Annotated in this window: 22 protein-coding genes and 1 tRNA gene; 20 read left to right on the forward strand and 3 right to left on the reverse strand. The window is 56.9% G+C overall.

Going from position 1 to position 26,391, the window contains the following annotated elements:
• Positions 1-217: 217 nt before the first annotated feature.
• From KDW95_RS22420 to KDW95_RS22435, 4 genes are all read left to right on the forward strand, one after another.
• A complete protein-coding gene (locus KDW95_RS22420; RefSeq protein WP_255853992.1) occupies positions 218-1,207 on the forward strand; it encodes a Bug family tripartite tricarboxylate transporter substrate binding protein in 990 nt (329 codons plus the stop codon).
• The gene (locus tag KDW95_RS22425; RefSeq protein ID WP_255853993.1) at positions 1,204-1,650 is read left to right on the forward strand and encodes a tripartite tricarboxylate transporter TctB family protein; all 447 of its coding nucleotides are present in this window, start codon (positions 1,204-1,206) and stop codon (positions 1,648-1,650) included. The genes KDW95_RS22420 and KDW95_RS22425 overlap by 4 nt, the downstream gene beginning before the upstream one ends.
• A gap of 5 nt (positions 1,651-1,655) precedes the next feature.
• Positions 1,656-3,185, forward strand: a complete 1,530-nt coding sequence (locus KDW95_RS22430) for a tripartite tricarboxylate transporter permease (RefSeq protein WP_255853994.1) — start codon at positions 1,656-1,658, stop codon at positions 3,183-3,185.
• 641 nt (positions 3,186-3,826) lie between these two features.
• Entirely contained in the window at positions 3,827-4,348 is a 522-nt protein-coding gene (locus KDW95_RS22435; protein WP_255853995.1) for an REP-associated tyrosine transposase, read from the forward strand.
• Between the two features lie 1,392 nt (positions 4,349-5,740).
• Here KDW95_RS22435 and KDW95_RS22440 read toward each other — a convergent pair.
• On the reverse strand, positions 5,741-6,436 hold the full coding sequence (locus tag KDW95_RS22440) for a response regulator (RefSeq protein ID WP_255853996.1): 696 nt from the start codon (positions 6,434-6,436) through the stop codon (positions 5,741-5,743).
• Between the two features lie 46 nt (positions 6,437-6,482).
• Entirely contained in the window at positions 6,483-8,066 is a 1,584-nt protein-coding gene (locus KDW95_RS22445; protein WP_255853997.1) for an ATP-binding protein, read from the reverse strand.
• Between the two features lie 224 nt (positions 8,067-8,290).
• Here KDW95_RS22445 and thrS point away from each other — a divergent pair, with 224 nt between their 5' ends.
• From thrS to KDW95_RS22495, 10 genes are all read left to right on the forward strand, one after another.
• Positions 8,291-10,207, forward strand: a complete 1,917-nt coding sequence (gene thrS / locus KDW95_RS22450) for a threonine--tRNA ligase (protein WP_255853998.1) — start codon at positions 8,291-8,293, stop codon at positions 10,205-10,207.
• Between the two features lie 95 nt (positions 10,208-10,302).
• Positions 10,303-10,761 carry a translation initiation factor IF-3 gene (infC, locus tag KDW95_RS22455; protein WP_441813627.1) on the forward strand — a complete coding sequence of 153 codons (459 nt, stop codon included), beginning with the start codon at positions 10,303-10,305 and terminating at the stop codon, positions 10,759-10,761.
• Positions 10,762-10,864: 103 nt separating this feature from the next.
• Positions 10,865-11,059, forward strand: coding sequence for a 50S ribosomal protein L35 (gene rpmI / locus KDW95_RS22460; protein WP_020682328.1), 195 nt, complete (start codon positions 10,865-10,867; stop codon positions 11,057-11,059).
• 48 nt (positions 11,060-11,107) lie between these two features.
• Entirely contained in the window at positions 11,108-11,464 is a 357-nt protein-coding gene (gene rplT, locus KDW95_RS22465) for a 50S ribosomal protein L20 (RefSeq protein ID WP_026291807.1), read from the forward strand.
• An 85-nt stretch (positions 11,465-11,549) separates the two neighbouring features.
• On the forward strand, positions 11,550-12,533 hold the full coding sequence (gene pheS / locus KDW95_RS22470; RefSeq protein ID WP_254579378.1) for a phenylalanine--tRNA ligase subunit alpha: 984 nt from the start codon (positions 11,550-11,552) through the stop codon (positions 12,531-12,533).
• A gap of 89 nt (positions 12,534-12,622) precedes the next feature.
• Positions 12,623-15,001: a phenylalanine--tRNA ligase subunit beta gene (gene pheT / locus KDW95_RS22475; protein ID WP_255853999.1), complete on the forward strand. Its 2,379-nt coding sequence runs from the start codon at positions 12,623-12,625 to the stop codon at positions 14,999-15,001.
• Positions 15,002-15,018: 17 nt separating this feature from the next.
• Complete coding sequence (gene ihfA / locus KDW95_RS22480) at positions 15,019-15,321, forward strand: integration host factor subunit alpha (protein WP_255854001.1); 303 nt, start codon at positions 15,019-15,021, stop codon at positions 15,319-15,321.
• Entirely contained in the window at positions 15,302-15,658 is a 357-nt protein-coding gene (locus tag KDW95_RS22485) for a MerR family transcriptional regulator (protein ID WP_255854002.1), read from the forward strand. The genes ihfA and KDW95_RS22485 overlap by 20 nt, the downstream gene beginning before the upstream one ends.
• 86 nt (positions 15,659-15,744) lie before the next feature.
• A tRNA-Pro gene (locus KDW95_RS22490) sits at positions 15,745-15,821 on the forward strand.
• A gap of 544 nt (positions 15,822-16,365) precedes the next feature.
• On the forward strand, positions 16,366-16,626 hold the full coding sequence (locus KDW95_RS22495) for a hypothetical protein (protein WP_255854003.1): 261 nt from the start codon (positions 16,366-16,368) through the stop codon (positions 16,624-16,626).
• A gap of 45 nt (positions 16,627-16,671) precedes the next feature.
• On the opposite strand, the gene KDW95_RS22500 is transcribed toward KDW95_RS22495, so the two are convergent.
• Positions 16,672-17,565 carry a helix-turn-helix transcriptional regulator gene (locus tag KDW95_RS22500; RefSeq protein WP_255854004.1) on the reverse strand — a complete coding sequence of 298 codons (894 nt, stop codon included), beginning with the start codon at positions 17,563-17,565 and terminating at the stop codon, positions 16,672-16,674.
• Between the two features lie 128 nt (positions 17,566-17,693).
• Here KDW95_RS22500 and KDW95_RS22505 point away from each other — a divergent pair, with 128 nt between their 5' ends.
• From KDW95_RS22505 to KDW95_RS22530, 6 genes are all read left to right on the forward strand, one after another.
• On the forward strand, positions 17,694-17,963 hold the full coding sequence (locus tag KDW95_RS22505; protein WP_255854005.1) for a hypothetical protein: 270 nt from the start codon (positions 17,694-17,696) through the stop codon (positions 17,961-17,963).
• Between the two features lie 25 nt (positions 17,964-17,988).
• Entirely contained in the window at positions 17,989-18,198 is a 210-nt protein-coding gene (locus KDW95_RS22510; RefSeq protein WP_255854006.1) for a hypothetical protein, read from the forward strand.
• A 54-nt stretch (positions 18,199-18,252) separates the two neighbouring features.
• Entirely contained in the window at positions 18,253-18,915 is a 663-nt protein-coding gene (locus KDW95_RS22515; RefSeq protein WP_255854007.1) for a hypothetical protein, read from the forward strand.
• 489 nt (positions 18,916-19,404) lie between these two features.
• The gene (locus KDW95_RS22520; RefSeq protein ID WP_255854008.1) at positions 19,405-24,138 is read left to right on the forward strand and encodes a DUF3320 domain-containing protein; all 4,734 of its coding nucleotides are present in this window, start codon (positions 19,405-19,407) and stop codon (positions 24,136-24,138) included.
• A gap of 136 nt (positions 24,139-24,274) precedes the next feature.
• Positions 24,275-24,481 carry a methylation-associated defense system helix-turn-helix domain-containing protein MAD1 gene (gene mads1, locus KDW95_RS22525; RefSeq protein WP_255854009.1) on the forward strand — a complete coding sequence of 69 codons (207 nt, stop codon included), beginning with the start codon at positions 24,275-24,277 and terminating at the stop codon, positions 24,479-24,481.
• Between the two features lie 80 nt (positions 24,482-24,561).
• Positions 24,562-26,364, forward strand: a complete 1,803-nt coding sequence (locus tag KDW95_RS22530; RefSeq protein WP_255854010.1) for a protein kinase domain-containing protein — start codon at positions 24,562-24,564, stop codon at positions 26,362-26,364.
• Positions 26,365-26,391: the final 27 nt, after the last annotated feature.

Genomic DNA, 26,391 nt, shown 5'->3' on the forward strand with positions numbered 1-26,391 from the left:
CCAGGCGTGAACTTTATGAACTTAATGCCCGCAATGGATTGAAAACCCAGTATCTCCGCAAACTGGTCAGATCATGGCCGCTTGCCTACTCTGCATATGTTCCTGACTGGGGCACGCCGCACCATTATGCGGCGTCGCCAGCAGCAGGCACAGAATTCACGATACAGCCGTGCCGCCTGGCCCGGCTGATTACAAAAAGAAAGACGGAGATACCTGAATGAAATTTCCTGCAGTCAAAACCCTGCTGGCAACAGCAACCTTCAGCCTGGCGGCACAGGCCAGCGCGTTTGAACAATCCCGTACCGCGGAATGCATAGCACCGGCCAACCCCGGTGGTGGCTGGGATTTCACCTGCCGCAGCGTTGGCAATGTGCTGACCGACCTGGGTTTCATCACGGGCAATGTTCAAACCGTCAACATGCCGGGTGCCGGTGGTGGTGTTGCCTTTGCTCACACCATTTCCAAGCGTGATGACGACAGCGCACTGATCGTGGCTGCCAGCACCGCCACTACCACGCGCCTGGCCCAGGGCCAGTTCGTGGGCATGGATCAGGAGATGGTTCGCTGGGTGGGTGCTCTGGGGGCGGATTACGGTGTAATCGCCGTGTCCAAGGATTCTCCGTTCCAGTCGCTGAATGACATGATGGATGCACTCAAGGCCGATCCCCATTCCGTCAAGTTTGGTGGCGGCAGTGCAGCCGGCGGCTGGGATCACCTCAAGGTTCTGATTGCCGGGCGTTCCGCCGGTATCGAAAAAGCCAACCTGCCCAAGGTGAAATACCTGGCCTTTAACGGCGGCGCCGAAGCCATTACCCAGGTTGTCGGTGGCCACCTGGAAGCGTTCACCGGAGACATCTCCGAAGCCCAGGGTTTTATGGAGTCCGGTGACCTGAAGGTTCTGGCTGTTCTGTCTGAAGAGCGCCTGCCGGCTCCGCTGGATGCGATCCCGACTGCCCGTGAGCAGAACATCGACGCCGTTGCACCCAACTGGCGCGGTTTCTACGTCCCCAAGGGTGTGTCCGACGAAGCCTACCAGTGGTGGGTTGATACCATGGATAGCGTATACAAAAGCGACAACTGGCAGGACGTGATGGAGAAAAACGGTCTGATGCCGTTCCACAAGACCGGTGCCGACTTCAGCACCTTCGTGAAGGGTCAGGTCGACAGCATCAAGGAAATCTCAACTGAAATCGGGCTGATAAAATGATAGGGGATCGAATCCTCGGTGTAGTACTGCTCCTCCTAGCCGTAGTTTACGGCTGGGAGGCCGCCATGTTTCCAGAGCCCTTTGGTGGTTCCGAGGCTGTCGGGCCGGAAACATTCCCGCTGTTGCTGTCGGTAATTCTGGGGCTGAGCAGCATCTATCTGCTGGTACGCCCGGATCAGGACGAAGAGTGGCCACACCTGAAAATGCTGGCGGAGCTGGGCTTCGTGCTGCTGGTGCTGGCAATCTTTACCCTGATGCTGCAACCGGTGGGCTTTATTCCTGCCACAACCCTGATGGTCAGCGTGCTGTGCTGGCGCATGGGTGCCAAGCCTTTGCCGTCCATCTTTACGGGGGCGGGCAGCGCGATTGTGGTGTACGTGCTGTTCAATTTCCTGCTGGAACTGCACTTGCCGGCTGGACTCTTGAAGCTGAACGGGGGCTGATGTAAATGGAAACATTGAATTTTCTGCTGCAGGGTTTTGCCGTCGCATTGACGCCGGAAAACCTGATGTTCGCAGCCATCGGCGCCATCCTCGGTACCATTATCGGTGCGCTGCCGGGCCTGGGCCCTGCCAACGGTGTTGCCATTCTGATTCCGCTGGCATTCAGCCTGGGGCTGCCGGCAAGTTCCGCGCTGATTCTGCTGACATCGGTGTATGCCGGTGCCATGTATGGCGGCCGTATTTCCAGTATTTTGCTGAACATTCCGGGCGACGAGCCTGCGATGATGACCTGCCTTGACGGCTACCCCATGGCGTTGAAGGGCAAGGCCGCCGAAGCGCTGGCAATTTCGGCGATCGCTTCCTTTATCGGCAGCCTGCTGGCGACCGTGGGTCTGGTGATTCTGGCACCGGTATTGGCCAAGTTCGCGCTGCGCTTTGGCCCGGCCGAGTACTTTGCGCTCTTTACCCTGGCGTTTGCGACCCTGGGCGGCATTACCGGCAAAAACCAGGTGAAGACCGTGGTGGCGGCCTGTCTCGGTCTGATGATTGCCACCGTGGGTGTCGATATCACCACCGGCAACCAGCGCTACACCTACAACATTCTGGAGCTGTACGAAGGGGTGGATTTCATCATCGCCATCGTCGGTCTCTTTGCCATCAGCGAACTGCTGTTCTTTATTGAAATGCACGCCGGTGAAGGCTTCAAGAAGGTTGCCCTGAACAAGCTCAAGCTGAGCATGAAAGACATTATCCAGGTGTTGCCCACCAGCCTGCGTGGCTCCGTCCTCGGCTTTATCGCCGGTGTTCTGCCGGGTGCCGGTGCGTCCCTGGGCAGCTTCCTCAGCTATACCATGGAGAAAAAGGTCGTCGGCAAAAACGGCAACTTCGGTGAAGGTGATCCGCGTGGCGTGGCCGCGCCGGAAGCGGGCAACAATGCCGCGGCCAACGGTGCCCTGGTACCCATGCTGACGCTGGGTGTGCCGGGCAGCGGCACCACGGCGGTACTGCTGGCGATGCTGATCTCGCTGAACATTCAGCCCGGCCCGATGCTGTTCACTCAGAATGCCGAGCTGGTATGGGGCGTGATTGCGGCGCTGTTCGTCGGCAACCTGATCCTGTTGCTGCTGAACATCCCGATGATCGGCATCTTCGTCAAGCTGCTGAGCATTCCGCCCAAGTACCTGATGCCGGTGGTGACCCTGGTGGCGTCTGTCGGCATCTTTGCCATCAGCAACAGCCCGCTGGACCTGTATTTCATGATTGGTTTCGGTTTGATGGGCTATCTGCTGCGCAAGCTGCATATCCCGCTGGTACCGGTCATCCTCGGCATGCTGCTGGGGCCTGAAATGGAGAAAAGCCTGCGTCACGCCCTGACCCTGTCTGATGGCGACTGGACCATTCTCTGGAGCAGCGGCCTGTCGGTGGGCATCTGGGTAGTGGCCATTACCGGCCTGGTACTGCCGTACATCATTGGCCCGGTTCTGCGCCGTCGCATGGCCGCAGCCCAGGACAAGGAGCACAGCATCGTCGACTGATGAAGCTGAAGCCGCGCCAGGCCCCCGAGGTCAGGCGCGGCTGTTCAAAACCTCACTCCGGCAGGAAGGGCCTTCCTGCCAGTGTGTTTTCCGCCGCCTTCGGGCGGTTTTTTTGTACATGGAGGTACTTATCCTGCGAGCACAGGGATGTGCAGGAGCAGGGTTTATGTACAGGATGTACGGTATGCCGCGGGCGCATGGATGCGCAGGAGCGATGGCTACATGGAGGTGCTTCCCTGAAAACCGCTCCTGCGTTTTCAGGGTTTCCGCCGTTCCTGGCGGGCATGCCGCGGGCGCATGGATGCGCAGGAGCGGCCTGTATCAGTTGGCACAGAGTTTCTAGCATTGGAGCAGGGTTTATGTACAGGATGTACGGTACAGCGCGGGCGCATGGCTACATGGAGGTGCTTCCCTGAAAAATGCTCCTGCATTTTCAGGGTTTCCGCCGTTCCTGGCGGGCATCCTGCGAGCACAGGGATCAGCAGGGGCCGGGTTTATACATGTTGCCATCCGGTTGATGGGTTTCGCTTCGCTACACCGCATCCTACGGGGGCATGGAGCAATCACCCTGGTCACTTTGTACCTTCGGTACGTCTATGCTGAAACGATGATAAGGTTCTGTGGATTCAAGGACTGACACTATGGAATACCGGCGAATACGGACGCCCGGTGGAACCTATTTTTTCACGGTGGTGCTGGCTGACCGCTCCTCGACGCTGCTGGTCGATAATATTGAGCACCTGCGTCACGCTTTTCGGCATGTCAGGGGGGAAATGCCGTTCAGGCTTGAAGCGGCTGTGGTTTTGCCTGAGCATCTGCATTGTATTTGGACGCTACCCGAAGATGATGTCGACTATCCGCGTCGGTGGCAGCGGATCAAGGCCTGTTTTTCGAGCCAGTTGCCCAAGGCCGCTTCAAGGTCTGCCAGCCAGGTTGCGAAGCATGAGCGGGGTATATGGCAGCGGCGTTATTGGGAGCATTTCATTCGCGATGAGCATGATTTGCACCGGCATCTCGATTATATCCATTACAACCCGGTCAAGCATGGGCTGGTTGCGAGGCCTGGTGACTGGCCTTATTCGAGCTTTCATCGGTTTGTACGGCGAGGGTATTACGCTACCGATTGGGGCGATGCGCCCGATGCCATCAATGCCGGTGAGTGATGGGTTTCGCTGCGCTACACCACACCCTACTTGGTGGGAAGTGACGGTGATCGGTGATATCCGGTTGGAAGGTAGGTTGGGTGCAGGCCCGAAGGGGCGTAACCCAACGATACCCGTAGCCCAGCAGTGGGCCGCCGGTTGATGGGTTTCGCTGCGCTACACCACACCCTACTTGGTGGGAAGTGACGGTGATCGGTGATATCCGGTTGGAAGGTAGGTTGGGTGCAGGCCCGAAGGGCCGTAACCCAACGATACCCGTAGCCCAGCAGTGGGCCGCCGGTTGATGGGTTTCGCTGCGCTACACCACATCCTACTTGGTGGGAAGTGACGGTGATCGGTGATATCTGGTTGGAATCTAGGTTAGGTGCAGGCCCGAAGGGCCGTAACCCAGCGATACCCGTAGCCCAGCAGTGGGGCGCCGGTTGATGGGTTTCGCTGCGCTACACCACATCCTACTTGGTGGGAAGTGACGGTGATCGGTGATATCCGGTTGGAAGGTAGGTTGGGTGCAGGCCCGAAGGGGCGTAACCAACGATACCCGTAGCCCAGCAGTGGGCCGCCGGTTGATGGGTTTCGCTGCGCTACACCACATCCTACTTGGTGGGAAGTGACGGTGATCGGTGATATCTGGTTGGAATCTAGGTTGGGTGCAGGCCCGAAGGGCCGTAACCCAGCGATACCCGTAGCCCAGCAGTGGGCCGCCGGTTGATGGGTTTCGCTGCGCTACACCACATCCTACTTGGTGGGAAGTGACGGTGATCGGTGATATCCGGTTGGAAGGTAGGTTGGGTGCAGGCCCGAAGGGCCGTAACCCAACGATACCCGCAGCCCAGCAGTGGGCCGCCGGTTGATGGGTTTCGCTGCGCTACACCACACCCTACTTGGTGGGAAGTGACGGTGATCGGTGATATCTGGTTGGAATCTAGGTTGGGTGCAGGCCCGAAGGGGCGTAACCAACGATACCCGTAGCCCAGCAGTGGGCCGCCGGTTGATGGGTTTCGCTGCGCTACACCACATCCTACTTGGTGGGAAGTGACGGTGATCGGTGATATCTGGTTGGAATCTAGGTTGGGTGCAGGCCCGAAGGGCCGTAACCCAGCGATACCCGTAGCCCAGCAGTGGGCCGCCGGTTGATGGGTTTCGCTGCGCTACACCACATCCTACTTGGTGGGAAGTGACGGTGATCGGTGATATCCGGTTGGAATGAAGGTTGGGTGCAGGCCCGAAGGGCCGTAACCCAACGATACCCGTAGCCCAGCAGTGGGCCGCCGGTTGATGGGTTTCGCTGCGCTACACCACATCCTACTTGGTGGGAAGTGACGGTGATCGGTGATATCTGGTTGGAATCTAGGTTAGGTGCAGGCCCAACGATACCCGTAATCCAACAATGGGCTAAAGGGGTAGGCGATACTGCCGTTCCGGGCGGCCGACGCTGCCGTAGGCGACGTCGGCGGTCAGCTCCTGGGTGCCGACCAGGTATTCCAGGTAACGCCGTGCCGTGGTGCGGCTGGAGCCCATTTTCTCGCCCACCTGTTCGGCGCTGAGGCTCAGTTGCGGCTGGCTGCGAAACACCTTGCGGATTTTTTCCAGCGTCAGCATGTCAATGCCCTTGGGCAGGCTGCCTGTGGTGGCCCTGGGGGCGGTGCCGGCGGTGCGGGGCAGCAGGCCGTCCACTTCCTGCTGGGACAGGCTTTGCATTTGCAGCAGGCGGTCACGGTGCTGGCGGTAGTTGCTCAGGGCCTGCTGCAGCCGGTCGAACACCAGCGGCTTTAGGATATAGTCGAACACCCCCCAGCGCAGCGCTTCGGTGAGGGTGTCCACCTCCTTGGCGGCGGTGATCATGACAACATCGGTGGCGCTGTTCTCGGTGCGCAGGCGGCGCAGCAGTGACAGGCCGCTACCATCGGGGAACTGGATGTCCAGCAGCAGCAGGTCCGGTTGCATGACTTCCACCAGGTCCGCGGCGTCCTGGGTGCTGTGGGCAATGCCGCGCACCTCGAAGCCGTCGATGCGCTCAACAAAACGACGTTGTATCTCGGCGATCTGTGGGTCATCTTCGGCAATAACAACGCTTATTGTCCGGGTCATGCGCAGTGTCCTGTATAGTGAGACCGTTGTTCTTGTTGTGTGGCGGTCATACTGCGGCCTCCTTGGGAATGTAAGCGGTAAAACGTGCGCCGCCGCCTGTTGTTTCAGAGACGGTGATCTCGCCGCCCAGCTGGGTCAGGGTCTGGCGCACCAGGTGCAGGCCGATGCCGCGGCTGCCGGACTTGCCACTGACGCCACGCTGAAAAATCCGCTCGCGTTCGGCCACGGGCACGCCTGTGCCCTGGTCTTCCACCTCAAAGATGAGGTCTGACCCCAGGTCCGTCATCGATAGTTGTACCTGCTTGCCCTGGGCGGCCAGTGTCGCCTCAAAGGCATTGTCCAGCAGGTTACCCAGCAGGGTCACGATGCGTTCGGCCGGCACATGGGTGGGCAGGGCGCCCATATGGCTGTCCGGGTCTATCAGCAGCTGCAAGCCCAGTTCATGGGCGCGATTGTACTTGCCCAGCAGGCAGCCGGACAGTACCGGTTCGGTGACCGAGTCGACCAGCCAGCGCAGCAGCGCCTGCTGCTCGCGGGTTTCCTGGCCAATGATCTCCAGTGCGCGGTCACTGGCGCCGATTTGAATGAGTCCTGCAATGGTGTGCAGCTTGTTGGCGTATTCATGGGTCTGGCTGCGCAGGGTCTCGGCGTACTGCTGTATCTGGGTGAGCTGGCGGCTGACCTGGTCCAGTTCATCCTTGCGCCTGAAGCTCGCCACGCCACCGATCACCTTTTGACCGTCGCGGATGGGGATGCGGTTCACGATCAGGGTCTGGCCGCGCAGGATCAGTTCGCGGTCAAACTCGGGCTCGCCACTGACCAGCATGTCAGGCAGGCGGCTGTCCGGCAGTACATCCTGTATGGGGCGTCCGCTCAGTGGCTCCGACGGGGACAGCCCCAGGGTGGCGGCTGCGGCCTGGTTGAAGGTGGTAATGCGGCCTTCGGTGTTGACCGCGATGATACCCTCGCGCACCGACTCCAGGGTCGCGTTGCGCTCTTCAAACAGCCGCGCGATCTGGTGCGGTTCCAGGCCAAAAATCGCCGAACGGAAACGACGCGATATCCAGACCGCGAGCAGAACCGACAGCAGCAGCAGGGCCAGGGTCACACCGATAACGATGCGCTGGTAGCGCAGCACTATATGCTCGAGGCTGGTCGTGAGGTAGCCCACGGAGACGACGCCGAGGATATCGCCTTCCTCCGAAAAAATCGGCGCCTTGCCGCGTACCGAAGGGCCGAGGCTGCCGATTGCCCGGGAAATGTAGCTCTGGCCCAGCTCCAGCGCGCGGATGTTGTCGCCGCCGACCATCGGCAGGCCGATGCGCTCTGGCAGCGGGTGGGCCAGGCGAATGCCCGTCTCGTCGCCGACCGCAATGAAGCTTGCATCGGTGGCCTCGCGCAGCTCTTCGGCCAGGGTCTGCATGCGCACGCTGTCGTGCGCGCGGGCGGCTTCGCGCACCGCCGGTGTCTGGGCGATCATCGACGCCAGCTGCAGTGCCCGCAGACCGATTTGTTCTTCCAGCGACGATGCCAGGTAACTCAGGGCAAAGCCGCCGAGCAGGGCCGTTTGCAGCAGCACCAGCAGGCACATCATGAGCATCAGTCGGGTGCTAATTTTGAATCGGTTCATGCAGAGTCCGGGGTCGCTGATTGCTGTTTTTATGTCGGGCCCAGCCGTTGCCGGCTTGATGTGCCAGTGTAACGCGAATTGACGGTAGTCGCTGCGCCTGTGTTGGAGTATAATTCGACCCCCTTTATGCTGTGCTCCGTTTGTACAGCTTTATTTTCACGACATTATTTGATCACTTAAGTGGCCTGTCGTAAGGGTCACCACTGAGACAACAAGGGACTTTCATGCCTGTTATTACACTCCCGGACGCCAGTCAGCGCAGCTTTGAAACCGCGGTTACCGTACATGACGTTGCGGCGTCCATTGGTACCGGTCTTGCCAAGGCGGCACTCGCCGGCAAGGTCAATGGTACGCTGGTTGATACCAGTTACCTGATCACTGACGACTGCGAGCTGGCCATTGTCACGGCACGGGACGAAGAGGGTGTAGAGGTTATCCGTCACTCCTGCGCGCACCTGATGGCCATGGCCGTGCAGCAGCTGTTCCCGGGTGCCCAGGTAACCATCGGGCCTGTGATCGATAACGGCTTCTATTACGATTTTGCCTACGAGCGGCCCTTTACGCCGGACGATCTGACGCAGATCGAAAAGCGCATGCAGCAGCTGTCCAAGGAAAATCTGCCGGTTAAGCGCTCGCTGATGAGCCGCGATGAAGCCGTCGCCATGTTTGAAAAAATGGGCGAAAAGTACAAGGTCCAGATCATCGAGGCCATTCCGGGCGACCAGGAGCTGTCGTTCTACGGTCAGGGCGACTTTATTGACCTGTGCCGTGGTCCCCACGTGCCCTCGACCGGGCATATCAAGGCCTTCAAGCTGATGAAGGTGGCCGGGGCCTACTGGCGCGGCGACTCGAACAACGAAATGCTGCACCGTATCTACGGTACCGCCTGGGGTGACAAGAAAGACCTGAAGGAATACCTGCACCGCCTGGAAGAGGCGGAAAAACGCGATCACCGCAAGCTCGGCAAGCAGCAGGACCTGTTTCACCTGCAGGAAGAAGCGCCGGGCATGGTGTTCTGGCACCCGCCGGGCTGGATCCTGTATCAGGAAATCGAGCAGTACATGCGCGCCAAGCAGCGCAAGCACGGCTATCAGGAAATCAAGACACCCCAGGTGGTCGAACGCTCCCTGTGGGAGAAGTCCGGTCATTGGGACAAGTTCTCCGAGCAGATGTTTACTACGCACTCGGAGCACCGCGATTTTGCGATCAAGCCGATGAACTGCCCCTGCCACGTGCAGGTGTTCAATCAGGGCTTGCGTTCGTACCGCGAAATGCCGCTGCGCCTGGCCGAGTTCGGCGCCTGTCACCGCAATGAGCCCTCCGGGGCGCTGCACGGCATCATGCGCGTACGCGGCTTCGTGCAGGACGACGCACACATCTTCTGTAGCGAGCGCGATATTCAGAGCGAAGTGGCCAGCTTTATCGACTTCCTGCACGAGGTCTATGCCGACTTTGGCTTTACCGAGGTCATTTACAAGCTGTCGACCCGCCCGGAAAAGCGTGTCGGATCCGATGCCAGCTGGGACAAGGCCGAGAAATCCCTGGCCGAAGCCCTGGATGCGGCCGGCCTCGACTGGCAGGAATTGCCGGGCGAGGGTGCCTTCTACGGACCCAAGATTGAATTTTCTTTGAAAGATTGTCTTGGCCGGGTGTGGCAGTGCGGTACTATACAGGTCGATTTCTCGATGCCGGGCCGTTTGGGTGCCCAGTTCGTGAATGAAGCGGGTGAACGAGAGACACCGGTCATGCTGCACCGTGCAATCCTCGGTTCCTTCGAGCGATTCATCGGCATCCTGATCGAGAACTACGCCGGCGCATTGCCGACCTGGTTGGCACCACAGCAGGTTGCGGTACTCAACATTACCGACAAACAGGCTGAATATAGTAAAAAAGTGGCGCAACTTCTTGAAGATAAGGGCTTCCGGGCACAAGCGGACTTGAGAAACGAGAAGATCGGCTTTAAAATCCGCGAGCGCACACTCCAGAAGGTTCCATACCTGCTGGTTGTAGGCGATAAGGAAGTAGAATCAGGTTCCCTGGCAGTGCGTACTCGCTCGGGCGAGGACCTGGGTACCTTGTCAATCGAAGAGTTCGTAGCCCTTCTGTCACAAGACGTGACCCGGAAGGGACGCCAGAATTAATCTGAGCAGGAGATAGTACCATCAGGCGCGATAACAGACGCGGCGAGAAACGCCCATCGATCAACGACAATATTCGAGCTAATGAGTGTCGGCTGATCGGCCCCGACGGTAGCCAGATTGGAATAGTATCGATTAAGGATGCTCTTGAGGCAGCTCAGGAAGCGGGCCTTGACCTCGTACAGATCGCAGACTCCGACCCCATCGTCTGTAAGGTGATGGATTACGGTAAGCATCAGTACGAAGCGAAGAAGCAGCAGAACCTGGCCAAGAAAAAGCAGGTTCAGATGCAGGTCAAGGAAGTGAAATTCCGTCCTGGGACGGAAGAGGGGGATTACCAGGTAAAACTGCGCAACCTGGTACGTTTCCTTGAAGCCGGAGACAAGGCGAAAGTGACCTTGAGATTTCGTGGTCGCGAGATGGCCCATCAGGAACTGGGCATGCAGCTGATGTTACGGGTCGAAAAAGACCTGGAAGAGCTGGGTGTCGTTGAACAGCGTCCGAAGATGGAAGGCCGTCAGATGACCATGGTCATTGCTCCGAAGAAGAAAAAGTAATTCGAATTATGCAGCGCCCGCAATCGCTTCTGCATGGAAGTGGTTGCGGGTTTTGCGGTCATTCGGGTGAACACAACTTAACGAATGCGTGGGGATTTTGGAAATGCCTAAGATCAAGTCAAACCGTGGCGCTGCCAAGCGCTTCAAGAAAACTGCCAACGGCTTCAAGCACAAGCAGTCCTTCAAAAGCCACATTCTGACCAAGAAAAGCACCAAGCGTAAGCGTCAGCTGCGTCCGATGCTGCAGGTTCATGCAGCGGACAAGGCACTCGTTAAACGCATGCTGCCGTACATCTAAGTCTTTTTTAGACTCTTGGTATCAACAGAATTTTAGGAAGGTATTGCAATGGCTCGTGTAAAACGTGGTGTGCAAGCACGTCGTCGTCACAAGAAAGTATTGAAGCAGGCAAAGGGGTACTACGGTGCTCGTAGCCGTGTATTCCGTGTTGCCAAACAGGCAGTTATCAAAGCAGGTCAGTACGCGTACCGCGACCGCCGTCAACGTAAGCGTCAGTTCCGCGCTCTGTGGATTGCCCGTATCAACGCGGCAGCCCGCATCAACGGCATGTCTTACAGCCGTCTGATCGCCGGTCTGAAAAAAGCCAGCATCGAAATCGACCGTAAGGTCCTGGCCGATCTGGCTGTACACGAGCAGGGCGCGTTTACTGCTGTCGTCGAAAAAGCGAAAGCTGCTCTGGCGTAAGGCAAACCCGCCTCTTGTAGGTAATTGATCGAACCGAATAGGGGAAGGGTGCAAGCTCTTCCCCTATTTTCTTTTGGAGCCGGTAATGGAAAACATTGAGCCCCTGTTGGCACAGGGCATTGCTGCCGTGGAGCAGGCTGCGAGTACTCAGGACCTGGATCAGGTCCGTGTTCAGTATCTCGGTAAGAAAGGTCATCTTACTCAGCTGCTGAAAGGGCTGGGGCAACTGTCTGCGGAAGAACGTCCGCAGGCAGGCGCACGCATCAACGAAGCCAAGCAGGCGTTGCAGGATGTTCTGAACGCGCGCAAGGATTCGCTTGAAGGCGCGGCGCTGAACGCCAAGCTGGCAGCGGAAACCATCGACGTAACCCTGCCCGGTCGCGGCCAGGCACTGGGTGGTCTGCATCCGGTCACCAAAACGCTGGAGCGCATTGAAGCCTTCTTCGCCAATATTGGCTACAGCGTGGCTGAAGGGCCTGAAATCGAAGATGACTACCACAACTTCGAGGCGCTCAACATTCCGGCGCATCACCCGGCGCGGGCGATGCACGACACCTTCTATTTCGACGCTCACACCCTGCTGCGTACCCACACGTCCCCGGTGCAGATTCGTACCCTGGAAGAGCAGAAACCGCCGGTGCGCATTATCTGCCCGGGTCGGGTGTACCGTTGCGATTACGACCAGACCCATTCGCCGATGTTTCACCAGGTAGAAGGCCTGCTGGTCGACAAGAACATCAGTTTTGCTGACCTCAAGGGCACCCTGGAACAGTTCCTGCGCGAATTCTTCGAAGAAGACGTCAAGGTGCGTTTCCGTCCGTCCTACTTCCCGTTTACCGAACCGTCGATCGAAGTCGACATTGATCGCGGTGACGGCAAGTGGCTCGAAGTGCTCGGCTGCGGCATGGTGCACCCCAAGGTTTTTGCCTCCGTGGGCATCGATCCCGAAGAATACACCGGCTTTGCATTCGGCATGGGCGTCGAGCGCCTGGCCATGCTGCGCTATGGCGTGAATGACCTGCGCCTTTTCTTCGAAAACGATCTGCGTTTCCTCGGCCAGTTTAACTGACCCCGGCCTGGCTGCGGCCGGCCCGAGGGACTGTGCGAGCACGCTCGCGCTCTGGAAACGATAGCTAACAGATTTGGCAGGACAGCAGAATGAAATTCAGTGAACAGTGGTTGCGTGAACTGGTCAACCCGGCGATCGACACCGACACCCTGGTGGCGCAGATCACCATGGCGGGGCTGGAAGTAGACGACGTGGTACCGGTTGCCGGTGCCTTTTCCGGCGTGATTGTGGGCGAAATCCTCAGCGCCGAACCCCATCCCAATGCCGACAAGCTGCAGGTGTGCGTCGTATCCGACGGCCACGAGCAGCACCAGGTGGTGTGCGGTGCGCCCAACGCCCGCGCAGGGCTCAAAACCTCCTTTGCCAAGGTCGGTGCCGTACTGCCCGGCGACTTCAAGATCAAGAAGGCCAAGCTGCGCCAGGTCGAGTCCTTCGGCATGTTGTGCGCCGAAGACGAGCTGGGCCTGTCCCAGGATCACGGCGGCATCATGGAACTGGCCGCCGATGCACCGGTGGGGCATTGCCTGCGTGACTACCTGGGCCTGAACGACAAGATCATCGACGTTGACCTGACCCCCAACCGCGGTGATTGCCTGAGCATTACCGGTCTTGCCCGCGAAGTCGGCGTGCTGAACAAGGCGGCGGTGAAGTTTGTCGAGCCCGCCCCGGTTGAGCCGGCGATCAAGGATGCCTTCGCCGTTGTGCTGGAAGCCAGGGAAGCCTGCCCGCGCTATGTCGGCCGCGTGATCCGCCGCATCAACCCGCAGGCGCAGTCGCCGCTGTGGATGGTTGAGAAGCTGCGCCGTGCCGGCATTCGCTCCATCGACCCGGTGGTGGATGTCACCAACTATGTGTTGCTGGAACTCGGCCAGCCGATGCACGCCTTCGATCTGGCCAAGCTTAGCGGCAGCATCCTGGTGCGCGAAGCCCGGGATGGCGAAAAGCTGACCCTGCTGGATGGTCAGGACATTGAGCTCAAGGCCGGTACCCTGCTGATTACCGACGAGAAGGGCCCGCTGGCCATGGCCGGTATCATGGGCGGCGAGGGCAGCAGTGTGACGCCTGAAACCCGTGATATCTTCCTTGAAAGCGCCTTCTTCGCACCGCTGGCCATTGCCGGGCGTGCACGTTCCTACGGCCTGCACACCGACTCGTCGCACCGCTTCGAGCGCGGCGTCGACTGGCGCCTGCAGCGCAAGGCCATAGAGCGCGCCACCGAGCTGCTGCTGGAAATCGTGGGCGGCGAAGCCGGTCCTGTTACCGAAGTGAAGAGTGAAGAGCACCTGCCGGACGTCGCACAGGTACGCCTGCGCCATGCCCGGGTCAACCAGTTGCTGGCCTTCGACATGCCGGCGGCCGAGATCGAGGAAATCCTCACCCGCCTGGGCCTGCAGCTGACAGGGTGCGAAGCCGGCGTCTGGGATGTGTCCGTGCCCTCGTACCGCTTCGATATCGAGATCGAAGTCGACCTGATCGAAGAGCTGGCCCGCGTGTACGGTTACAACAACCTGCCGGTAAAAACGCCGATGGCGGCGCTGCCGATCAAGCCCATCGTCGAATCCCGTGTTGAAACCCGCACCATGCGCCGCACCCTGGTGGCGCTGGGTTACCAGGAAGCCATCACCTACAGCTTCATCGAAGCGGGCCTGGCGAAGCAGTTCGACGACCAGTACGACGCCATTGCACTGGCTAACCCGATTTCGGCGGAAATGGCGGTCATGCGCACCAGCCTGTGGCCGGGCCTGGCCAGGGCGCTGCAGTACAACCAGAACCGCCAGCAGGATCGTGTACGCCTGTTCGAGAGCGGCCAGCGTTTCCTGCCAAAAGGCGGTGAGCTGGTGCAGGAAAACGTTATCGCCGGCGTTATTGCCGGTAGCCGCGAGCCCGAAGGCTGGACCGGCAAGGCGCAGAAGGTCGATTTCTACGACCTCAAGGGCCATGTCGAATCCCTGCTGGCCCTGGGTGGCGCAGCGCAGGCGTACAGCTTTGCGGCCGCCAGCCATGTGGCGCTGCACCCGGGCCAGGGCGCATCCATAGTGCGAGATGGCAAGGTCGTGGGTTACATGGGCGCACTGCACCCCAACCTGGTCAAGGCGCTGGATCTGGATGGCCCTGTCTACCTGTTCGAACTGCAGCTCGAGACACTGGCCAATGGTCGTCTGCCGCGCTTCAGCGAGTTGTCGAAATTCCCCGAATCACGCCGGGACCTGGCGCTGATCGTGGACGAGAAAACCGCCTTTGATGCGCTGCGTACAGTGGCCCTGCGAGAGGGGGGCGACTACCTTAAAGAGGTCACGCTGTTCGACGTTTATCAGGGCCAAGGCATTGAAGCAGGACGAAAAAGTCTGGCCATCGGCTTGACCTGGCAGCATCCATCGCGCACTCTTAATGACGAAGAGATCAACGGAACTATCCAGGCTGTAGTAGGTGCACTGAACTCTGAGTACGGTGCGGCATTGCGAGAGTAATGACAGGGGTGAAAGGCATGGGCTCTTTGACAAAAGCTGAAATGGCAGAACGTTTGAACGAAGAGCTCGGCCTTAACAAGCGCGAAGCCAAGGAAATGGTCGAATCCTTCTTTGACGAGATTCGTGCCAGTCTGGCGTCAAACGAGCAGGTGAAGTTGTCGGGTTTCGGCAACTTCGACCTACGCGACAAGCGACAGCGCCCCGGCCGCAACCCCAAAACCGGTGAAGAGGTCCCCATCTGCGCACGGCGGGTGGTGACCTTTCGTCCGGGTCAGAAACTCAAGGATCGAGTAGACACCTATGCCGACAGCCGGTCCTAATCCCCGGCTGGAATCCATTCCCAACAAGCGTTATTTCACGATCGGCGAGGTTGCCAAGCTTTGCGACCTCAAGACTCATGTCTTGCGTTACTGGGAACAGGAATTCCACCAGATAAGCCCGGTCAAGCGCAGCAACCGCCGCTACTACCAGCGCCAGGATGTCCTGGTGATTCGCCAGATACGCAGCCTGCTGCACGAGCAGGGCTACACCATCAGCGGTGCCCGTCAGTGGCTCTCTGGTGAGCAGGCGGGGGATGATGCCGCCCGCTACAAGCAGCTGGTGCGCCAGACCATCACCGAACTGGAAGAGTTGCTCGCAACACTGAAAAGTTTTTAAGAAAAAACTTCACAGTATCAAAACCTTAGGGTATATTACCCACCACTTGAAACGCAGCAGCAATCAGGCAGCTTTTCAGGCACAGTCGGGGCGTAGCGCAGTCTGGTAGCGCACTTGCATGGGGTGCAAGGGGTCGAAGGTTCAAATCCTTTCGTCCCGACCATTGAATTCAAACACTTAGGCCGATAGATCATCTATCGGCCTTTGTCGTTTCTGGGGTTTAGCGTTTCTCGTGCCCGTTCTGTGACCGTTTGCAACTTTGTTGGATGAGTCCGTTTTTCAGCAGCCAATGCACGTCGTTGCATTAGGGGCTATCTGGTCAAATCAGCGAACGCTTCACTTTGCTAAGCGCGTATTTCTAATTCTCTTTCGCTCCAGCAGGACGGATGTCTTCACATCCAGATCGGTGTTTGTCTGATCTCCCCGCCCCAGCAATCCTGGACACGGTTTTAAGCGACGTCTCGGGACTCAAACTCCTCCGGACTCATGAGGCCGATCGCACTATGCCGCGTTTTCGGTTGTAGTCAGTTCAATGTACTCAAATACCGGATGGCACAACAACGCCGAACGCACTGGGTCGTTCAGGCGCTGAGTCGTGAGATCGAATTTGCCGTTATTGTGCGTATAAGTATCAGAGCCTCATCGCGTTGCTCGCTACAAGCTACTACCGATAGAATGCTGATAACCCACAGATCCAGGAGCTTGAAATGACACAGGATACATCGTCGAAGTCATGGGCCGTCACAGGTAGCGTTGGCTGGCATAACAGCCAGGCATCAAGCTACTGGGATCGTATGCTGTCTATCGAAGAGGTTGCCTGTGTCCTGGGAGTCAGGATAACCGAGTTGAAACATGCGGTGCAGCATAACCTGCCGCTGAAGGGGAAGAATCCGCCGGCTCTGAACCGTGTGACGAAAGGGAAGATGTACTTTGAAGGGCACGCGGTTAAAGCGTATATCGATAGCTGAGCAATGCGATGTATCCGTACACGGCCAAATGGCAGCGGTCTGAAGTCACCGCGCCTTTTTCGCTCCTTCGAACCGTAACGCCTCTATTTGTGAATAGTCTTCCAGCACCACTGGGTTAGCCCTGCAGAAGTTGATGTCTTCCACCTCAGGCGGAGCTGTCGGCACCTGCATGAGTTGCAGCAGGTAGATAGCGGTGGCAGCGCGGGTTTTAATGGATAGCACCTCGTCGGTGAAACAGCGCTCGTGCCGGATGAGCGCCTGCTGTTCAGTCATTAGCCCGGGGTTGGGGATCAGTCGCAGTTCTACCTCCCGCTGCCAGAGCGTATCGTGCGTCGGATCCTCCAGTCGGGGGCCGAGTATGTCGCCACACTCCAGAATTCTCCCGAGCAAGAAGTCGCGATAGTCCCGGTTTTTTTCACAGAAGGCACGCAGGTGCCAGCGGTAGCCGCTGGATACCAGCGAATGAGGGGCGACAATCCGTTCTTCGCCTTTCGGGCTGGTCATGGAGGCATAGGTCAGCTCCAAGCGCTGTCCTGTCCGGCAGGCCTCGACGACCTGGCGCACGATGCGTGGTTCTGCTCGGCGCTGGGGTGGCCGAATAACGCAGGTGTGGCTTTGTGACAGGGCGATGCGTTCAACAAAACCTTCCAGGAAACTGTGGGAATCCAGCAGGTTCAGGTATTCATCCACGGTGCCGGTCGTGAAGTGCGGGTTGAAGCTTGTGGAAGGTATATAGCCCTTCAGATGAGCGTCGTAATCGAGATTCTCCGGCACCATCTGCTTGTATTGATTGATATCCCGGGAGGCCTGCTGACGCTTTATGCCAAAGGTGTTGCACAGATGGTTGGTTGTCAGACGACCCTCCCACAGGGCGATGATTTCGATATAGCGATAACGCAGTAACACTTCCCACTTCAGATCTTTCAGTGCCGTCAGCATCCTACCTGTCCCTTTCAGGGTACATGTCCTGTTAATGGGACATGTATATGTATACAAATCTTACATGTGGTCAAAAGATAACCTAGTATTGGGCTCTCAACAACGGCTGATGGATGACGGAGGCGGTGATGTTTTCAAAACATGCCACACAACGTATGCAACAGCGCGGTGTTTCAGGCCTGATGGTTGATCTGCTGATCGACTATGGCGCAGTCGATTACCACCGTGGTGCGGAAGTGATCTCATTGGACAAGCGCGGATGGCGCCGGTTATGCCGCGAACTTCCTTGTCCGACCCAAGTACTCGACAAGGTGCGCCGTTGCTACCTGGTGATGGCCGAGGGCATCATCGTGACCGTCGGGCACAAGACAACTCACTTTAAGACGCAGCGTCACTGAATGAGTCGACAGAGGGGGAGATCACATGGGTGTCGCACTCGTATTGTTCGGCCTCGTAATCTCGATGAACCATCTTATTGTGGGCATGATTATGATCGCAGTAGGTACCCTGCTGATCGTGAACAGGGTGCAGATCAATATCAGTGTGTCCGATATGACCGGGCTGGCGGTGATGCTGTTCCTGATTTACATCCTGCACTCCTGTGCCAACATATTGCACAGCTCTGGATACTAAGCGTTCGGATTTTCTCAGCCGACGCCCCTTGAACGCCTTGAGCGGAGGTCTCTTATGACGATCGATTGGACCTACAGAAAACTGGAAGACTTCGGCCGTACCCGGCTGTCGGCAAACTTCTTCATGCGTGAATTCCTCCACTCCGAGATTGCGCAGGCCCATGGCCTGACCAACGCACCGGATAACCCGGAGATTGCGATTGAGGCCGGTCGGCAACTGTGCGAGCAGGTACTGGAGCCCATCCAGGCAGCCTGGGGTCGGGTGCATATCCGATCCGGCTATCGCTCGCCCGAGGTCAATGAGCTTGGCAACCGTCAGAAAATGAACTGCTCAAACAACGAAAACAACCGCGCCGCCCATATCTGGGGCCAGCGCGACAGCAGCGGCATGATGGGCGCGACGGCCTGTATCGTGATTCCGGCCTGGCTCGACCACTTCGAGAAGACGGGCGACTGGGCATCACTCGCCTGGTGGATTCATCACCATGTGCCCGGTTACTACGAAATGGTGTTCTTCAAGCACCTCTGTGCCTTCAATATCCGCTGGTACCAAGGCAATGACGGCAACAAGACCGTCCGTTCGTTTTTGCCGAACCCGGATACCGGCGACAAATCGGCGCTGATAAGTAAGGGGCAGGTCCATCCGTATTACGCTTCAATGCCTGAGGAGCAGCGCTATGCAGCGGCCCAGGCCATGATGGATGCACGCAGAGGTTGAGATTCCAGTTGTAGCCATTATGCAACAGTCTCGTATCCTGCAGTGGGGGTTCCGTATTACACTTGCGGACCAAGTAAACAGGTATCATCCGAAATCGCAGAATCAACGTGCGTTTCCGGATTTAATTCAAATAGTAGCCAGGGAAGGGGTGATGAGTTAGATGCTCATGCCGCGAGTGACAGAGAAAGTTTGTGAGGTGCTGCTGCGATCCAGCCTGCCGAGCATTGTTGGGTACCGGTCATATGAGACGCGGCCCCGATATTTTCTGATCAGGGAGCAAATCTCACCTGCAGCACACTGGTCACCCGGTATAGCGCGATACCCCACTCAGCTTTTGCCTGGGAGAGGTCCCGTGTCAACCGGTGATTGGGCTACCTTGAATCAGGTACTGAGCACGAGTCTGTTGGACATTCTGTGGTGATATCAGGTTGTGGTCAGCACCCCTGAGCAGAGTCCAGATTCGATCTGGAAAGGAAAAGGAGTATTTCCGTGAGTATCCAAACGAAGCTTGAGCTGGCACGGCTCGAATTGCTGGACATGGGATTGCGAGGCAATCCGTTGCTGCATGTGCCGAAAACGACCAAGTTTTTGGATATCGTGGAAGAGCGCTCCGATGACGTCTTTCGGATTCTCGTCGAGGATGGCAAGCCCATGGGGTTTCTGCCGCTGCCTGAAGCTTATGAAAAAGAGGCCGAGGGTGACGAAGAGCCGGTCGAGCAGCTGCCGAGTTTGGACAAGTATCTTGATCAGAAAGTGGGCGATTCGCGTTATGGCGATCTTTTCCTGCAGACACGATTATCGCCTAATCTATTGGATACTCGGCTTCTAAAGATCGAGAACGAAGCGCATACGCTGCTGAATGAGCAGGGTATTGATGTCTTGTACCTCGCGCTTGGTTTTCTCGAATGGTACGAGGACCCGAATGCCACGACGCCTCGATATGCGCCACTGATACTAATCCCGGTTGAGTTGAGCAGGGAGTCGGCGCGCAATCGCTTCAAACTCAACTATACCGGGGCTGACCTGGGGCCTAACCTTACCCTGGCGGCTAAGTTGAAAGGAGAGTTTAGGGCGGCCTTGCCTGATTTTGATGAAGAATTCGATTTGTCCGCTTACCTGAAGGCTGTTGATAAAGCCGTGGCGGCTCAGCCACGTTGGAAAGTGGATGCCGATCGTATTGGTCTTGGCCTGTTTCAGTTCGGCAAGTTTCAGATGTATGCGGATTTGGATCCCGCGAACTGGCCTGATGCTGGAACGGGCCCGGATAGTGTTCTCGTAGGGCAGCTACTTGATAAGGGCTTTCAGCGAGATGCAGACCTTCTGGAAAATATTGCCGATCACGAGCATATCAGCACACCAGAAGTACTCCACCTGATCAAAGATGCTGACTCCAGTCAGCTTGAAGCGATTCTGGCCGTCATGGAGGGGGCCAATCTGGTCATCCAGGGGCCGCCAGGTACTGGCAAGTCACAAACAATCACGAATTTGATTAGCGAAGCAGTTGCGCGGGGAAAGACAGTGCTCTTTGTCGCGCAGAAGATGGCGGCGCTGGAAGTAGTCAAAGCCAGGCTGGACGAGTGCCACCTTGGGGATGCTGTTTTAGAACTGCATAGTCATAAAAGTAACAAGACCGCTGTGCTGGGTTCCTTGCAGTCTGTATTTGGGCAGGGGAAGCCACAGTCACCCGATCGTTCAGTCGAGTATCGGCGCCTGAGTGCAGCGCGTACTCAGCTGGATGAGTATGTGCAGGCTGTCAGCCAACCGATACTTAACTCCGAAATGAATTTTGTCGAGTGTCTGGGGCGTATGCTCGACGTTCAAAATGATCCACGTCTGGAAAAACTGGCACGTATCCGTTTCGACCTGCTGCGAAACTGGGGGCGTGAGGAGCTCGGAACGGCGACTCGGGCGCTTACGGCAACGCAGAATTTTCTGATTGAGTTTGGTTGTCCTGACGAGAACCCTTACAGCGGCTCATCCCGCCGAACCCTGTCGCCGTCTCAGGAGCAAGATCTACGCAAGTATGTCAAAAAGGCTCGCGAGTCTTTGGATACGCTGGTGGATGATGCTGACGAACTCGCCAGCCAGATGCATCTACCGGAAGTGGAAACGTTCGCTGATCTTCAGGTGCTGTACCGGGCCGGCAAGCGAGCCTTAGACGCACCGCACTTAAGTGGTGTTCGTCTAACGACGCAGGATTGGCAGGTGCGCCGTGACGAGATCAACGAATTGATTGAGTGTGGTGTAGCAATGGCTGAAATCCGCTTGAGTCACAGCCAGCGTTTTATTGATGCTGTGTTTGAGGCGGACCTGTTACCCATCAGAATGGGGTTGGCTGGTCGGGCTGATAAGTGGTGGCGAATCTTCTCGGGTGAGTATCGTCGTGCCAGGCAAGCGCTTAGTGGATATGCGCAGGGCAAGTTGGAAGGGAATCCCGTCGACTGGCTGGAATGGGTGGATGACTTGCTGGCGTTTCAGAAGAAGCAAAAACGCTTCAATGAACTGGAGCCAACCGGGGCTGCGCTTTTTGGCGCGCAGTGGCAAGAAGAGCGTTCTGACTGGACTGTATTGAAAACTCTCAAGGAATGGATCGTCGACCTCTATGAAGCGATCGGCAATGGAGAGCTTCCCCAGGGGCTGACTGATTTCCTACAGGCTGAGCCGGATCTCAAGGCCTGGGAAGGTCAGATAAGCGCACTCGAACCCCGATACCAGCAAGTGGATGGCTTGCTGAAGGGGTTGATCAAGTTCCTTGGTTGGTCAGCTGAGCTTAGTGATGACGATGATCTCGATGGCTGGAGTGAACGTCTTGAACACTGGGAAGATACCGCAGCACTTTACAACGCAGTGCGATTCAACCAGCTGCAAAGTGATTTAAAAGAAGCGGGGCTGGGCTCTCTGATTGGAGAACTACGCAAGTGGCCGCATGCACCCACTGTGTTGGTGCATTGGTTGAAATACAGCTACTACTCTGGGCTGGTTGACGCTGCTTACGCTGAGTCACCTCAAATTGGGCAGTTTGATCGGCTTACGCATGAGCGTTTAGTTCTGGAGTTTGCTGAGCTTGATAATGCGTCTTTCAGCTATGCGCAGGAGGCACTGGTCGCAAAGTTGCACAAATCGCTTCCAAGCCTCAATGCGCCCGGCGAGATGGACGTTTTGCGCCGTGAGTTCAGTAAAAAACGCCGCCATATAGCCATCCGGCGTCTCATCAGCGAAGCATCAAATGTCATTCAGCAGGCCAAGCCGGTCTTTATGATGAGCCCGATGTCAGTTTCTACTTACCTGCCACAAGGCAAGGTTGAGTTTGATCTGGTAATTTTCGATGAGGCCAGCCAGATTCCCGCTCCTGAGGCGTTGGGGGCCATCATGCGTGGTGCTCAAGTCGTGGTCGTTGGTGATAGCAAGCAGATGCCGCCGACCGGCTTTTTTAGTCGCTCGGTAGAAGTCGATGAAGAAGAAGCGCAAGAGAGTGTTACTGCGGATGTTGAAAGTATTCTTGGGCTCATGCTGTCCCGTGGCTCGCCAGAGCGTATGTTGCGCTGGCACTACCGTAGCCGCCATCACTCGCTGATAGCCGTTTCAAATGACCAGTTCTATAACAACCAATTGCTGGTATTCCCAGGGTCTGGCGCCAACCCGCATGCGACGGGCCTGAATCTCAATCTACTTAACGACACGCACTATGACCGAGGTGGCTCGCGAGCTAATCTCGGTGAGGCGCAGGCCGTAGCGTTGGCGGTACTGGAGCATATCCGGCACAAGCCGACCCAATCGCTCGGAGTGGTTGCGTTTAGTGTTGCGCAGCGTGAAGTAATTGTACTGGAGGTGGAGCGGCTACGCCGTGAATATCCCGAGACGGAAGAGTTCTTTAAGTACCATGCCGGTGGCGATGAGTTCTTTATCAAGAATCTAGAGAACGTTCAGGGGGATGAGCGCGATACCATTTTTATCAGTATCGGCTATGGACGCACGGCTGCCGGAACCTTTGGGCTGAATTTCGGCCCGCTCAATAGCAAAGGTGGTGAGCGGCGCCTGAATGTGTTGATTTCGCGCGCCAGGCTTTCGATGGAGGTCTTCTGCAATTTTTCAGCAGATGAACTCAAGGTTGATGCCAGCTCTGCATTCGGGTTACGTGCGCTTAAAGTATTCCTGAAGTATGCAGAAACCGGGATTTTGCCCGTTAGCCAGGTAACAGGCCGCGAACCGGATTCTCCCTTCGAAGTCGAGGTCAAGCAGGCCATTGAGCGTCTTGGTTACGAGGTAGAGCCCCAAGTTGGTTGTCAGGGGTTCTATATCGACCTGGCTGTGCGTGATCCGAACAAGTCCGGGCGCTTTATTCTTGCTGTTGAGTGCGATGGCGCCAGCTACCACAGCTCAATTGCAGCGCGCGATCGCGACCGCTTGCGGCAATCCGTCCTGGAAGGGCTTGGTTGGCGATTCCACCGGATCTGGAGTACTGAATGGTTCCGCAACGCGGTAGCCGAAACTGGGCGATTGAAGGAGGCCATTGAAGGTTCGATCCGTTACCAGGAGCAGCTGGACCGTCAGGCCCACGTGGTCGGGCCCAAACAGGAGCAACTAGCGGCCGAGCTTGAGATTGTTAGAACAGAGGTTGATGACGCCAGCATAATGATTCCAGCTTATAAGCCAGTGTCTACAAAACAGCTTGGACTCCCTGTCGTCAATGACTTCCTGGGGATTCCCGATAGCATCCTGTGCACGGCGATCAAAACGGTGGCTGAGATTGAAGGCCCGGTCCATATCAACTTGCTGACCAGTCGACTGCTGTCAGCGACAGGCATTAGCCGTGCTGGGCAGCGTATCCAAAGCAAGATGGTTGCCTGTATCGCTACGCTCCAGGCATCAGGCTCCGTTCGATTCAGGGATGACTTTGTCTCGGTACCCAATCAGGTGGTCGCGTTGCGTGATTGGAGCGACTTGCCCCCGGCTCAGCGCAAGTTTGAAATGGTATCCAACGATGAGTTGCAGCATGCACTACTAGTAACCGTTCGTGACGGTTATAGCCTGGAGCGTGCAGACTGTATGAGTGCCGCCCTGAGCCTGATTGGCTTCAAGCGGTTGACGACGGCCATCAAAGCCCGCCTCGACAACCTGATTGATGGCCTGATTGGCGAGACGCGGTTCGTCGAGAGTTCCGGACGGTTGCAGCTTAGTGACGAGGTAAGGAGCGATCTGCAGAGCAATACTGTAGGTGGCTGAGGGGAGAAGGTTTTCCAACCCGGATTCACGGGAGAGATTCGAAGATGATGCCATACTGGTAGGCCTTGCCATTGCTTTTGGCTTGGGCGGTACTATAGTAGACCGCCTTGTACTGGTTTGACAGCAGGTGTAGGTCGTGAGTGATCATATATTGACCATCAAAGAGGTGGCGAGCTTCCTCAAGGTTCACGAGCGAACAGTTTACCGGTTGGCTGCTAAGGGAGACATTCCTGCATTCAAAGTTGCCAACAGTTGGCGCTTCCGCCAGGAAGATATTGATCACTGGATCACGCAGCAAACCAGTTTTCCGTTGAAGGTTAACGGGGCAGAGGGCGACGTATGAGTATGAACACGCTCTGGAAGCAGATCACACCGTCCGATTACGCGTGAGAACGTGAGGCCCTTGAGTTTGCACGTCAGGAGTTGCCAGACCACGACCCCTATCGGGCCTGGGCCAACTTTGAGTTTATCGCGCAGGATGGCTCGATCAATGAAGTCGACCTGATGGTGCTGACCCCAAAGGGTATGTATGTAATCGAGATCAAATCTCACCCTGGCGCCATTCGTGGCGATGCGTCTAACTGGGTTTGGGAAAAGCCGGACGGTGGCCAAAAGATCTTCGATAATCCGCGTCTGCTCACACGTCGCAAGGCTCAAAAGCTGGCGTCACTTCTTAAAGCGCAGCCATCCTTCCTGCGCAGTAAGGAAAGAGTCCCCTTTATTGATGCCATCGTTTTTTTGTCGGCAGAAAATCTGATGATCAGGCTGGATGACAACGCCCGCCTGGGTGTCTTTGATCGTGGAGAATTTCTGCAGGCGATCACAAACATCGACGAAAATTGGTCGCACAAGCAAATCTCCGCCTATGCAGCCAAGGTTGTCACGCGGGCGGTTGAAGAGGCCGGCATCAAAGAATCGGTACGTATGCGCCGCGTCGGCAACTATGAGCTGAAAAGCCTGCTTGATGAGGCAGATAACTTCCAGGAATGGTTAGCGGTTCACATTGAGCTGGGGGTCGAACGTAAAGTTCGTATTTATCTGACTCAGGGCAAAGACGCAGAGGATGTTAAACGACTGGAAAAGGCCGCCAAACTGGAGTTCCGTCTACTGGAAGGGATTGAGCATCCGGGCATTCTGCGTGCCAAAGATTATCAGCACCACGATAACGGCCCTGCGCTGGTCTATGAATATGACCCTATGGCCTTTCGGCTCGACCACCTGCTGATGCATCTGGGCAATGGCCGTCGGCTGGATACAATTCAGGCGGTTTACTTGCTGCGCTTGATCGCAGAAGCCGTGCAGTACGCCCATGGTCAAAAGCTTTACCACCGTGCCCTCAGTCCTCAAAGCATCTGGGTTAAGCCACTGGGTGATGAGAAATACAGCATAAAAATTAGTAATTGGGCCACCGCTGAACGTCTTTACGAAAACGAAACCCGCCATGTAAGCGCCCTGAGTCATCTGAGCCGAATGGTGCATGAAGATGCAGGGCCATACGTTGCCCTGGAAGCTCACTATAGCGAAGCCGATGGCGTTCATATGGATGTCTTTTCGCTGGGGGCAATCGCTTACCACTTGTTTACTGGTAAAAAGCCGGCTGAAAGCGACATCGAGTTACTGGATAAGCTGCGGCGTGGCAACGGTATGCAGGTAACTGACGAAGTGAACGGTGCCAGTGAGGCCATGCAGTATCTGGTGCAGTACGCAACACATCCGGACGTTGGTAGCCGCCTGGAGTCCGTAACTGAATTCCTCCGGTGTCTGGATGAGCTGGAGGATGAAATTAGCCAGCCAGATACGCTTCGCAGCAGCAACCCAACTGAAGCTCGCAAGGGTGACACCTTTCTCGGTGGCTTTACCGTTATCCGGCCGCTGGGTAAGGGGGCTTCTTCGGTCGTATTCCAGGTGGAATACCAAGGGCAGGAGCGGGTACTCAAGATTGCGTCTACGCCAGATCATAACAACCGTCTGCTGAAAGAGGGCGAGGTACTGGCGAATCTGCGTCATCAGTCCATCGTGGCCTATTACAAAACGCTCGATATCGGCGGTCATACCGCATTGCTGATCGATTATGCTGGTGAAGGTACTTTGGCTCGGCGTCTGCGTCATGTGGGTGCGGTGCAGTTGGAGTTGTTGGAGCGATTCGGCGATGACCTGCTCAGCGCGGTAGTGCACCTTGAAGATCAGGCGCTGGTGCCCCCCGGTGTCAGGGTAGTTGTCGCCTGATCAGTTTCACTTAAACCAAAGCACCGG

The organism is Marinobacterium rhizophilum, from assembly GCF_024397915.1.
GTDB lineage: Bacteria > Pseudomonadota > Gammaproteobacteria > Pseudomonadales > Balneatricaceae > Marinobacterium_A > Marinobacterium_A rhizophilum_A.